This is a genomic window from Klebsiella sp. K4 (assembly GCF_014596785.2).
GTDB lineage: Bacteria > Pseudomonadota > Gammaproteobacteria > Enterobacterales > Enterobacteriaceae > Klebsiella > Klebsiella pneumoniae.
This window is the reverse complement of the sequence record NZ_CP115021.1, coordinates 1,013,761-1,024,808: the sequence shown is the minus strand read 5'-3', so window position 1 is coordinate 1,024,808 and position 11,048 is coordinate 1,013,761. Positions and strand designations below refer to the sequence as shown.

Below are 11,048 nucleotides of genomic sequence, written 5' to 3'. Positions count from 1 at the left end.
AGCCATTTAAAATCAGGGATCTGGATAACACCCCATGAGCACAATTGACAATCTCGACGCCCACACGCCGATGATGCAGCAGTATCTCAAGCTAAAGGCGCAACATCCTGACATTCTGCTGTTTTACCGGATGGGGGATTTTTACGAGCTATTTTATGACGATGCGAAACGCGCCTCGCAGCTGCTCGATATCTCGCTGACCAAGCGCGGCGCCTCCGCGGGCGAACCGATACCCATGGCCGGCATCCCCCACCACGCCGTAGAGAACTACCTCGCCAAACTGGTCAATCAGGGCGAGTCGGTGGCCATTTGCGAGCAGATTGGCGACCCGGCCACCACCAAGGGGCCGGTCGAGCGTAAAGTGGTGCGTATCGTCACCCCGGGCACCATTAGCGATGAAGCGCTGCTGCAGGAGCGCCAGGACAACCTGCTGGCCGCCATCTGGCAGGACAGCAAAGGCTTCGGCTACGCGACGCTGGATATCAGCTCCGGGCGCTTTCGCCTGAGCGAACCGGCCGACCGCGAAACCATGGCGGCAGAGCTGCAGCGCACCAACCCGGCGGAACTGCTGTATGCGGAAGATTTTGCCGAATCGTCGCTGATCGAGGGCCGCCGCGGTCTGCGCCGTCGCCCGCTGTGGGAATTTGAAATCGACACCGCGCGCCAGCAGCTAAACCTGCAGTTCGGCACCCGCGATCTGGTCGGCTTCGGCGTCGAAAACGCCCCGCGCGGCCTGTGCGCCGCCGGCTGCCTGCTGCAGTATGTCAAAGACACCCAGCGTACCTCGCTGCCGCACATCCGCTCCATCACCATGGAACGCCAGCAGGACAGCATCATTATGGATGCCGCCACCCGCCGTAACCTCGAGATCACCCAGAATCTGGCCGGCGGCACCGACAACACCCTGGCCTCGGTACTCGACTGTACGGTGACGCCGATGGGTAGCCGGATGCTCAAGCGCTGGCTGCATATGCCGGTCCGCGATACCGCCGTGCTGGTGGAGCGCCAGCAGACCATCGGCGCGCTGCAGGAGCGCTATACCGAGCTGCAGCCGGTGCTGCGCCAGGTCGGCGATCTGGAGCGTATTCTGGCGCGTCTGGCGCTGCGTACCGCCCGGCCGCGCGATCTTGCCCGCATGCGTCATGCCCTGCAGCAACTGCCTCTGCTGCGTGAGCTGCTGGCCGACGTTGACAGTCAGCCGGTGCAAAAATTGCGCGAGAAAATGGGCGAGTTCACCGAACTGCGCGAACTGCTGGAGCGCGCGGTGATCGACGCCCCGCCGGTGCTGGTCCGCGACGGCGGGGTCATCGCCCCGGGCTATAGCGAAGAGCTGGACGAGTGGCGGGCGCTGGCCGATGGCGCCACCGATTATCTCGATAAACTGGAGATCCGCGAGCGCGAGCGGCTGGGCCTCGATACCCTGAAAGTCGGCTACAACGCCGTCCACGGCTACTACATCCAGATCAGCCGCGGCCAGAGCCACCTCGCGCCGATCCACTACGTGCGCCGCCAGACGCTGAAAAACGCCGAACGCTACATTATTCCTGAGCTGAAGGAATACGAAGATAAGGTGCTGACCTCCAAGGGCAAAGCGCTGGCGCTGGAAAAACAGCTTTATGACGAACTGTTCGACCTGCTGCTGCCGCATCTCGCCGACCTGCAAACCAGCGCCAGCGCGCTGGCCGAGCTGGACGTGCTGGTCAACCTGGCGGAACGCGCGGAAACCCTGAACTACTGCTGCCCGACCTTTAGCGATAAGCCGGGCATTCGCATCAGCGAAGGTCGCCATCCGGTGGTCGAGCAGGTGCTGAAAGAGCCGTTTATCGCCAACCCGCTGCAGCTGGCGCCGCAGCGGCGGATGCTGATTATCACCGGGCCGAATATGGGCGGTAAAAGTACCTATATGCGCCAGACCGCGCTGATTGCGCTGCTGGCCTATATCGGCAGTTACGTCCCGGCGCAGAAGGTGGAGATCGGGCCCATCGATCGCATCTTTACCCGCGTCGGCGCGGCGGATGACCTGGCCAGCGGCCGCTCGACCTTTATGGTGGAGATGACTGAAACCGCCAATATCCTGCACAATGCCACCGAGCATAGCCTGGTGCTGATGGATGAGATTGGCCGCGGCACGTCCACCTACGACGGGCTATCGCTGGCGTGGGCCTGTGCGGAAAATCTGGCCAACAAAATCAAGGCGCTGACCCTGTTCGCCACCCACTACTTCGAGCTCACCCAGCTGCCGGAGAAAATGGAAGGCGTCGCCAACGTCCACCTCGACGCGCTGGAGCACGGCGATACCATCGCCTTTATGCACAGCGTGCAGGACGGCGCGGCCAGCAAGAGCTATGGCCTGGCGGTCGCCGCGCTGGCGGGGGTGCCGAAAGAGGTGATCAAGCGCGCGCGGCAGAAACTGCGCGAGCTGGAGAGTATCTCGCCCAACGCGGCGGCGACCCAGGTCGACGGCACGCAGATGTCGCTACTCGCCGCCCCGGAAGAGACCTCGCCTGCGGTTGAGGCGCTGGAAAATCTTGATCCGGACTCCCTGACCCCGCGTCAGGCGCTGGAGTGGATCTACCGTCTGAAAAGCCTGGTCTAGCCACCCATTAAGGTGAAAAACGGCAGCGCTGTGAAGCGCTGCCGTTTTAGTAAACAAAAAAATGGGGGCTAGAGGATGCGTCCTGACAACCAATACGCGGGGTTGCCCCCGCGCGGATGCTACTTCTTCGATTCGTAAGCGAGAACAGCTTTAACTCAATATTACGCTCTTTAATACTCAGCTCGCATAGTGAGCTGTGCACCAACAGCGTAAATCCCAGTACCGTAATACAGAGTACGATGATTGCCACAAGGGCATATTTTGTCAGCATATCTTGCCTCCCTGCAAAGAAGAGACTAACATCTGAATTGTCTATGTTCATTCGCTAGCCTCAGTTGATAGAAATATCTCCTGGGGCTTTCGTCTGTCTGGGGTCCTGGTAATGCTCAAGGCCAGACAGCCTCAAGCACCCGCCGCAATTCTACACTCGTCAGGGCGTGAAATTTATCTGCAAGGAATTAATCAGAAGGATTTTATAATAATCTGGATGCAGGCTCGCAAAGTCATCCCGGTATATTAACCCTTCACGTAATTTTTTAATTTAATGAAAAAATAATTTCCATAATTGTACTAAATATAAAAAAGGCCCGACTTAGCGGGCCCCTTTCATTAACGCTTATCTTCCGGCAATAGCGGCGGTACGTGCGGCACCTGCGGCGCCTCATCGATATCTTTCTGCGTCATGCGGAACGCTTCCGGATAGTGTTCGCGGCTGGTGCGGCGCAGCGGCTCGGTATCTCGCCAGGTGTAAAGACAGTGCTGGCACTGATACACGGTCCAGACCCCTTTCACCGGCGAGGTCGCCATGACTTCAATCTTTTCATCGGCGCAACGTGGACAAATCATCTTCTTCTCCTTATTTACGGTTGGCCAGCATAGCGGTCAGTTTTTCAGCCCAGGCTTTGGTTTCCGGCAGATCCTGCACCGGCTGGCTGTAGTGGCCGCGAAGGTCCGGCGCAACCGGGGTGGTGGCGTCGATAATCAGTTTGTCGGTAATGCCTGCCGGGCTGGAGCCTGGGTCAAGTTCAAGGACCGACATGTTCGGCAACTGCACCAGGTCTCCCGCCGGGTTAACCTTCGAGGAGAGCGCCCACATCACCTGCGGCAGGTTGAACGGGTCGACGTCTTCATCAACCATGATCACCATCTTCACATAGCCGAGGCCGTGGGGAGTGGTCATCGCCCGCAGGCCCACCGCGCGGGCAAAACCGCCGTAGCGTTTTTTGGTGGAGATGATCGCCAGCAGACCATGGGTGTACATGGCGTTGACCGCCTGCACTTCCGGAAATTCGGCCTTCAGCTGCTGATACAGCGGTACGCAGGTCGCCGGGCCCATCAGATAGTCAATCTCGGTCCACGGCATACCGAGGTAGAGCGATTCAAAAATCGGTTTGCTGCGATAAGAGACTTTGTCGATACGCACTACCGTCATGTTACGACCGCCGGAGTAGTGACCGGTAAATTCACCGAACGGCCCCTCGATCTCACGCTTACGCCCTTCAATGACCCCTTCGAGGATCACTTCCGAACCCCAGGGCACGTCAAAGCCGGTCAGCGGCGCGGTAGCGATGGGATACGGGCTCTCGCGCAGCGCGCCAGCCATCTCATATTCAGACTGATCGTATTTCAGCGGCGTGGCGCCCATCAGGGTAATAATCGGGTCGTTACCGAGGGTAATGGCGATCGGCAGATCTTCCCCACGCTCTTCCGCTTTGTGCAGATGCAGCGCGATATCGTGCATCGGTACCGGCTGCAGGCCGAGCTTGCGCTTGCCTTTCACTTCCATGCGGTAGATACCGACGTTTTGCTTACCGAAGTTATCTTTATCCAGCGGATCGCGTGAAACGACACAGGCTTTATCGAGGTAGAAACCACCGTCACCATCATTGAGGCGGAACAGCGGCAGAATATCGAACAGGTTGATATCATCGCCATCAACAGTATTTTCTGCCCACGCCGGGTTGGCGCGGCGCTCTGGCGTCACCGGGAAGTTATCCCAGCGGCGAATGAACTCATCAATCTGCTTATTCACCGGCGTGTTAGGCGGCAGGCCCAGCGAGATGGCATGGTTCTGCCACGAGCCGATGGTGTTCATCGTCACGCGAGCGTCGTTAAAGCCGCGAATATTATCGAACCACAGCGCCGGGGCACCGTCGCCGATGCGTCCGGTCGCATTGGCGGCCGCCGCCAGATCGGGCTCAGCGTTCACCTCTTCACTGATTTTCAGCAGTTGTCCCTGGTCATCCAGCGCCTGCAAAAAGCTGCGCAAATCATCAAAAGCCATTATTCGATCTCCTGTGCAAATTGTTCTGCCGTGCGCAAGCCGTTCCAGCGGCGCGCTTTGTGATAGTCGAGGCCAAACTGATCCAGCACCCGGGTGACGATATGATTGGTGATATCGTCAACCGTCTCCGGGTGGTTGTAGTAAGCTGGCATCGGCGGGACCATCGCCACGCCCATGCGGGACAGCGCCAGCATGTTCTCCAGATGGATCGTGCTGAGCGGCATTTCCCGCGGGACCAACACCAGCTTGCGCCCCTCTTTGAGCACCACGTCCGCCGCGCGGCCCACCAGCCCTTCGGCATAACCCGCGCGAATGCCTGCAAGCGTTTTCATACTGCAGGGAATAACGATCATGCCGTCGGTACGAAATGAACCGGATGAGATGGTGGCGGCCTGGTCTGCCGGGCTGTGGGAAAAGTCCGCCAGCGCGGCCACTTCGCGCGCCGTCCAGGGCGTTTCCAGCTCGATGGTGGTTTTGGCCCATTTCGACATCACCAGATGGGTTTCCACCTCCGGCATATCGCGCAGCGCCTGCAGCAATGCGACCCCAAGCGGTGCCCCGGTGGCCCCCGTCATCCCAATAATCAGTTTCATTCCAGACCTCATTACTTTTGTTCGTGTACGAACTTTATATTTAAACTACCCCCTCCAGCCCTTATTGGCAAGATCGTTCGTATACGTGCGCATTTTTAATCAAAACGCAGAAAGGGTATAAAAAGGCGTACGAACGGCTATCATAGAGGTGACAGTTTTGTTACGGAGTATTCATGGAGTTACGAAACGAAGCATTCCACCTGCTGCGCCAGCTTTTTCAACAGCATACCGCCCGCTGGCAGCAGGCGTTGCCGGACCTGACTAAACCTCAGTATGCGGTGATGCGCTCGGTAGCGGAGCACCCCGGGATCGAACAGGTGGCGCTGATTGAAGCGGCGGTCAGCACCAAGGCTACGCTGGCGGAGATGCTCAGCCGAATGGAAGCGCGCGGCCTGGTGCGCCGGGAGCACGATCCGGCCGATAAACGCCGCCGTTTTGTCTATCTGACCGACGAAGGCGAGGCGTTGCTTAACCGTTCCATTCCGCAGGGCAATGAGGTCGATGACGAGTTTCTCGGCCGCCTGAGCGATGACGAGCGCGAGCAGTTCTCCCGGCTGGTGCACAAAATGATGGCGCCCTGAACGGGCGCTTAACCGACCTTCTCGCGCAGGAAGTCAATAAATGCCCGCACCCGGGTCGGCAAATGCTGCGAGTCGGGATAAAGGGCATACACGCCCTGCTGTGGGAAATGGTATTCCGGCAGGAGCGGCACCAGCTCCCGCTGCGCCACCTTTTTGGCTACCAGCCATGCGGGCAGCAAGGCGACGCCGCATCCCGCCAGAGCAAAGCTCATCAGCGCCGTAGCGCTATCAGCAGAAAACCGCGGCGCGCTGGCTATCGAGAAATCCACCTCTGTCTGGTGATCCGTGCGCAGCTGCCAGCGCAGCGGCGTCGGCAGGCGCTCGTGAATAATCCACTCAGCTTGCGCCAGATCGGACAGCGTCTGCACCGGATGGCTTGCCAGCCAGGCCGGAGAGGCGACGGGCAGGATCGCGAAACTGGCTATCCGCGTCGCCCGATAGCGGGAATCGGCCAGCGTACCGAGGCGTATCGCCACATCAAATCGTTCTGAAATAAGGTCGGCATGATGGGAGGAGGAGACGTGGCGCACCCGCAGCGCCGGATGACGACGGGCGAACGCGGCCAGCGCTGGAATGATAACCTGCGCGCCATACTCCGGCGTGGTGGTGATCCGTAGCTCCCCGCTTAAGCCGCTATGGCTGGCCCGCACCTCATCCTGGAGATTTTCCGCCGCGTTCAGGAGCGCCACCCCGCGCTGATAGAACAGCACCCCGGCGTCAGTGAGCCGCAAACGCCGCGTCGAACGCAGCAGCAGCGTCACCCCCAGCTCATTTTCCAGCTGCCGTACGTTAAAGCTGACCACCGCCTTGGTCTGCCCCAGCGCCGCTGCGGCCAGGGTGAAACTGCCGGCATCTACCACGGCGATAAACATGGTCACGCGCTGAAGATTAAGCATCGTCGTCCGGATGATTGTCAAAAATATTCAGACAGTATATCCCGATTAGTCCCGTTTATCCCTCGCTGCGGCAGGTTTACAGTAGCCGCCTGTCTGAGGGAGTGAACCATGACCTACCGCCACCGCGTTGCCACCGTTTTTCTGTTCGGTTTTTTTCTCGATTTGATCAATATGTTTATCGCCAGCATCGCCTTTCCGGCAATCAGCCGCGCGCTGGCGGTTTCCGTCTCGCAGCTGGCGTGGGTCAGTAATGCCTATATTCTCGGTCTGACGGTCGTTGTGCCGTTCAGCGCCTGGCTCAGCGAGCGCTGGGGGGCGAAACGGCTGTTTTTACTCTCGCTGGGGCTGTTCAGCCTCGGCGCGCTGGCGGCAGGGCTTGCCAACAGCCTGAGCGAACTGATTTTATGGCGGACGCTGCAGGGGATAGGCGGCGGGCTGTTAATCCCCCTCGGCCAGGCGCTGACGTGGCCGCTGTTTCAGCCGCATGAGCGGGCGAAGCTGTCGGCGGCGGTGATGCTGGTCGGCCTGCTGGCCCCCGCCTGCTCGCCGGCGATCGGCGGCCTGTTAGTCGAGGCGTTCAGCTGGCGCTGGGTCTTTTTCGCCAGCCTGCCTGTCGCTCTGCTAACCTTTGTGCTGGCGGTGCGATGGCTGAACGACACCCCCGGTCCGGTTCGCCCGACTCGCTTTCTTCCACTGTCGCTGCTGGCCGATCCCCTGCTGCGCTTCGCGATGCTGATCTACCTCTGCGTGCCGGGGATGTTTATTGGCGTCAACGTGGTGGGGATGTACTACCTGCAACGCGTCACCGGGATGGCGCCGGGGGCAATCGGTGCCCTGATGGTGCCCTGGTCGCTGGCCTCGTTTGCCGCCATCACCTTTACCGGCAGATATTTCAACCGCTTCGGGCCCCGGCCGCTGGTCGTCATCGGCTGCCTGCTTCAGGCGATGGGCATCATGCTGCTGCTGAAGATCGATGCGGACAGCCCGCTGGCGCTGTTGATTCTGGCCTTTACGCTGATGGGCGGCGGAGGCAGCTTATGCAGCAGCACCGCGCAAAGCAGCGCTTTCCTGCATACGTCTGCCGAAGAGATGCCTGACGCCAGCGCGCTATGGAATCTTAACCGCCAGCTCAGCTTCTTTGCCGGCAGCGCCCTGCTCGCCCTGCTGCTGAGGGTATTCCCGCCGGCCTACGCCTGGCAGGGGGTATTTATTAGCGCCGCCGTCATTACCCTGTTGCCGCTGCTGTTTTGCCTGCGGCTGAATAATCGGGCGATTATCCATCGCCTGCACACCACTCTGGAGAAGTCATGAATCCTTATCTGCAGGAAGTCCTTGATGCCCATGTCCTTATCGAACGCTGGTTAAGCCATGGCGAAGGAAGCGCTGAGGCGCTGATGAAGCGTTTTGCCGCCGATTTTACCATGATCCCCTTGAGCGGTGAGAAGATGGACTACCTAACGGTGAGCCGTTTTTTCCACCACGCCGGCGGCAGCCGTCCGGGGTTAGATATCGTAGTGGATCAGATGGAAATCATCAGCGAGTGGCACGACGGCGCCGCAGTGCTATATCGTGAAAGCCAAACGCTGGCGGATAGCAGTCAGAACGTTCGCTGGTCGACGGCGATTTTTCAGCAAGCGGAAGGGAAAATTGTCTGGCGCCATCTGCAGGAAACCCGCCTCGGCTAGCCCAAAGAAAAAGGCCCCGACTTTCGAGGGGGCCTTTTTGACAGAAAACGTCTTATTCGCGGAAGAGCGCTTCGATATTCAGCCCCTGTCCCTGCAGAATTTCCCGCAGGCGACGCAGACCTTCCACCTGGATCTGCCGCACGCGTTCGCGGGTCAGGCCAATTTCACGGCCCACATCCTCCAGCGTGGCAGCTTCATAACCCAGCAGACCAAAGCGACGTGCCAGAACTTCACGCTGCTTGGCGTTCAGTTCGAACAGCCATTTGACGATACTTTGCTTCATATCATCGTCCTGCGTGGTGTCTTCCGGGCCGTTCTCTTTCTCATCGGCCAGAATATCCAGCAGCGCTTTTTCTGAATCGCCACCCAGCGGAGTATCCACGGAGGTGATGCGCTCGTTCAGACGCAGCATACGGCTGACGTCATCGACCGGTTTGTCCAGCTGTTCGGCGATCTCTTCCGCGCTAGGCTCGTGGTCCAGCTTATGGGACAACTCGCGCGCGGTACGCAGATAGACGTTCAGCTCTTTAACAATATGGATCGGCAAACGGATCGTACGGGTTTGGTTCATGATCGCCCGTTCAATAGTCTGGCGGATCCACCAGGTCGCGTAGGTCGAAAAACGGAACCCACGTTCCGGGTCAAACTTCTCAACGGCGCGGATCAGGCCGAGGTTACCTTCTTCAATCAGATCCAGCAGCGCCAGACCACGATTGCTGTAACGACGGGCAATCTTCACCACCAGACGCAAGTTACTTTCAATCATGCGACGGCGTGAAGCGACATCACCACGCAGTGCGCGACGCGCGAAATAGACTTCCTCTTCCGCGGTCAGCAGTGGGGAATAACCAATCTCTCCAAGATAAAGCTGAGTGGCGTCAAGTACGCGCTGGGTTGCGCCTTGCGACAGCAGCTCTTCCTCAGCCAGATCGCTATCACTGGGTTCCTCTTCTACTAAGGCTTTCTCGTCGAAAACCTCAATTCCGTTCTCATCAAATTCCGCGTCTTCATTTAAATCATGAACTTTCAGCGTATTCTGACTCATAAAGGTGGCTCCTACCCGTGATCCCTGAGCAAAGCACCTTCCACGGCACATCAACAAACGACGCCTGGACGATTTCCCCTGCCCTCTCTGCGAGAGGAACGTAGACACCGCCCTGGCGCCTGTTAGCTGATGCTTCGCTTATCCGTACTTTGCCAAATTATCGCTGCGGTAAGTACTGCAGCGGGTTGACGGATTTCCCCTTGTAACGAATTTCAAAATGTAATCTTGTTGAGCTGGTTCCGGTGCTACCCATAGTAGCGATTTTCTGCCCCGCTTTGACTTCCTGTTGCTCCCGAACCAGCATGGTATCGTTATGAGCGTAGGCACTCAGGTAATCATCGTTGTGTTTGATGATAATAAGATTACCGTAGCCGCGCAGTGCGTTACCGGCATAGACGACGCGCCCATCGGCGGTCGCGACAATAGCCTGTCCCTTACTGCCTGCAATATCGATACCTTTATTGCCGCCTTCCGCGCCGCTAAAGTTCTCGATAACCTTGCCATCAGTCGGCCAGCGCCATGCTGAGATCGGCGAACTGGTTGACGTACTGCTTGCAGTCGGCTGGGTTGTGCTCACCGTTGTTGGTGCCGTCACCGGCGCGACAACCGTTGTGGTTGTGGTCGCTGGTTTATTATTAGGCAACATCTTGGTAGCACTCTGTTCACCTGAAGATTCAGAATACGTAATAGTCGGTTGTGAAGCAACCACCGCGGTCGATTTTTGTGCAGAAGTTGTGCTGGTCGTCGCACCGCCGCTCGCTCTTGCGCTGGCCTGAGAAACGGCGTTTTCGCCGGTGATCGGCTGGCCTGAGGCGTTACCGACCTGCAGTACCTGCCCCACGTTCAGCGCGTACGGGGCCGGGATGTTGTTGCGTTGCGCCAGGTCGCGGAAATCGTTGCCGGTGACCCAGGCGATATAGAATAGCGTGTCGCCGCGTTTTACCGTATAGGTACTGCCGCCGGTATAGCTACCTTTCGGAATATCGCCATATTTGCGGTTGTAAACGATCCGGCCATTTACCGTCTGTACCGGCTCCTGCGCCACCGGCGCCGGCTGCGGCTGAATGGTCTGGGTCTGCATCGGCTGAATCGGCTGCGCCTGAGGAGCGGACTTGACGCCGGAGGGTGGCGGCGTAATCAGCATGCCGGAGTTGGTGCTGGAAGAGGCGGCGCCGCCGGCAGAGCTAACCGGCGCAGGCGGATTATTGGTGTTGGTACACCCGGCCAGCCAGAGTGAAACCAGTGAAAGAGCCGCAATACGGCTGACGGTAAATTTGGTGCTTCCCGCGCTCATTTATCCCCCAGGAATATGTTAACTGCCAATATCTTGCTTACCGGGCGGCGCCCGGCCAGGACACTGAAAAATGT

10 protein-coding genes and 1 pseudogene are annotated in these 11,048 nt (G+C 58.7%); 4 read left to right on the top strand and 7 right to left on the bottom strand.

Features of this window, described 5'->3' with window-relative positions:
• Positions 1–34: 34 nt before the first annotated feature.
• Entirely contained in the window at positions 35–2,596 is a 2,562-nt protein-coding gene (gene mutS / locus IB144_RS05070) for a DNA mismatch repair protein MutS (protein WP_004151059.1), read from the top strand.
• Between the two features lie 119 nt (positions 2,597–2,715).
• Here mutS and IB144_RS05065 read toward each other — a convergent pair.
• From IB144_RS05065 to IB144_RS05050, 4 genes and pseudogenes are all read right to left on the bottom strand, one after another.
• A pseudogene (locus IB144_RS05065) lies at positions 2,716–2,867 on the bottom strand (Hok/Gef family protein).
• 338 nt (positions 2,868–3,205) lie between these two features.
• Positions 3,206–3,442: a non-oxidative hydroxyarylic acid decarboxylases subunit D gene (locus IB144_RS05060; RefSeq protein WP_002915098.1), complete on the bottom strand. Its 237-nt coding sequence runs from the start codon at positions 3,440–3,442 to the stop codon at positions 3,206–3,208.
• Between the two features lie 10 nt (positions 3,443–3,452).
• Entirely contained in the window at positions 3,453–4,880 is a 1,428-nt protein-coding gene (locus IB144_RS05055; RefSeq protein WP_134894663.1) for a non-oxidative hydroxyarylic acid decarboxylases subunit C, read from the bottom strand.
• A complete protein-coding gene (locus tag IB144_RS05050) occupies positions 4,880–5,473 on the bottom strand; it encodes a non-oxidative hydroxyarylic acid decarboxylases subunit B (RefSeq protein ID WP_002915099.1) in 594 nt (197 codons plus the stop codon). The genes IB144_RS05055 and IB144_RS05050 overlap by 1 nt, the downstream gene beginning before the upstream one ends.
• Before the next feature lie 173 nt (positions 5,474–5,646).
• Here IB144_RS05050 and IB144_RS05045 point away from each other — a divergent pair, with 173 nt between their 5' ends.
• Complete coding sequence (locus IB144_RS05045) at positions 5,647–6,054, top strand: MarR family transcriptional regulator (protein ID WP_002915102.1); 408 nt, start codon at positions 5,647–5,649, stop codon at positions 6,052–6,054.
• 8 nt (positions 6,055–6,062) lie between these two features.
• Here the strand turns inward: IB144_RS05045 and IB144_RS05040 are convergent, their stop codons facing one another.
• On the bottom strand, positions 6,063–6,950 hold the full coding sequence (locus IB144_RS05040; protein WP_004151061.1) for a LysR family transcriptional regulator: 888 nt from the start codon (positions 6,948–6,950) through the stop codon (positions 6,063–6,065).
• A gap of 108 nt (positions 6,951–7,058) precedes the next feature.
• Here IB144_RS05040 and IB144_RS05035 point away from each other — a divergent pair, with 108 nt between their 5' ends.
• Positions 7,059–8,261, top strand: coding sequence for an MFS transporter (locus IB144_RS05035; protein ID WP_065888479.1), 1,203 nt, complete (start codon positions 7,059–7,061; stop codon positions 8,259–8,261).
• Entirely contained in the window at positions 8,258–8,635 is a 378-nt protein-coding gene (locus tag IB144_RS05030) for a hypothetical protein (RefSeq protein ID WP_009308502.1), read from the top strand. Before IB144_RS05035 ends, IB144_RS05030 begins: the two co-directional genes overlap by 4 nt.
• Before the next feature lie 52 nt (positions 8,636–8,687).
• Here the strand turns inward: IB144_RS05030 and rpoS are convergent, their stop codons facing one another.
• On the bottom strand, positions 8,688–9,680 hold the full coding sequence (gene rpoS, locus IB144_RS05025; protein ID WP_002915106.1) for an RNA polymerase sigma factor RpoS: 993 nt from the start codon (positions 9,678–9,680) through the stop codon (positions 8,688–8,690).
• A gap of 157 nt (positions 9,681–9,837) precedes the next feature.
• The gene (nlpD, locus tag IB144_RS05020) at positions 9,838–10,974 is read right to left on the bottom strand and encodes a murein hydrolase activator NlpD (RefSeq protein ID WP_004149542.1); all 1,137 of its coding nucleotides are present in this window, start codon (positions 10,972–10,974) and stop codon (positions 9,838–9,840) included.
• Positions 10,975–11,048: the final 74 nt, after the last annotated feature.

Excerpts from the sequence above, each read along its gene's own strand:
- IB144_RS05040 (WP_004151061.1), bottom strand. The coding sequence starts at position 6,950 with ATGCTTAATCTTCAGCGCGTGACCATGTTTATCGCCGTGGTAGATGCC.
- mutS (WP_004151059.1), top strand. The coding sequence starts at position 35 with ATGAGCACAATTGACAATCTCGACGCCCACACGCCGATGATGCAGCAG.
- IB144_RS05030 (WP_009308502.1), top strand. The coding sequence starts at position 8,258 with ATGAATCCTTATCTGCAGGAAGTCCTTGATGCCCATGTCCTTATCGAA.
- nlpD (WP_004149542.1), bottom strand. The coding sequence starts at position 10,974 with ATGAGCGCGGGAAGCACCAAATTTACCGTCAGCCGTATTGCGGCTCTT.
- rpoS (WP_002915106.1), bottom strand. The coding sequence starts at position 9,680 with ATGAGTCAGAATACGCTGAAAGTTCATGATTTAAATGAAGACGCGGAA.
- IB144_RS05055 (WP_134894663.1), bottom strand. The coding sequence starts at position 4,880 with ATGGCTTTTGATGATTTGCGCAGCTTTTTGCAGGCGCTGGATGACCAG.
- IB144_RS05045 (WP_002915102.1), top strand. The coding sequence starts at position 5,647 with ATGGAGTTACGAAACGAAGCATTCCACCTGCTGCGCCAGCTTTTTCAA.
- IB144_RS05035 (WP_065888479.1), top strand. The coding sequence starts at position 7,059 with ATGACCTACCGCCACCGCGTTGCCACCGTTTTTCTGTTCGGTTTTTTT.
- IB144_RS05060 (WP_002915098.1), bottom strand. The coding sequence starts at position 3,442 with ATGATTTGTCCACGTTGCGCCGATGAAAAGATTGAAGTCATGGCGACC.
- IB144_RS05050 (WP_002915099.1), bottom strand. The coding sequence starts at position 5,473 with ATGAAACTGATTATTGGGATGACGGGGGCCACCGGGGCACCGCTTGGG.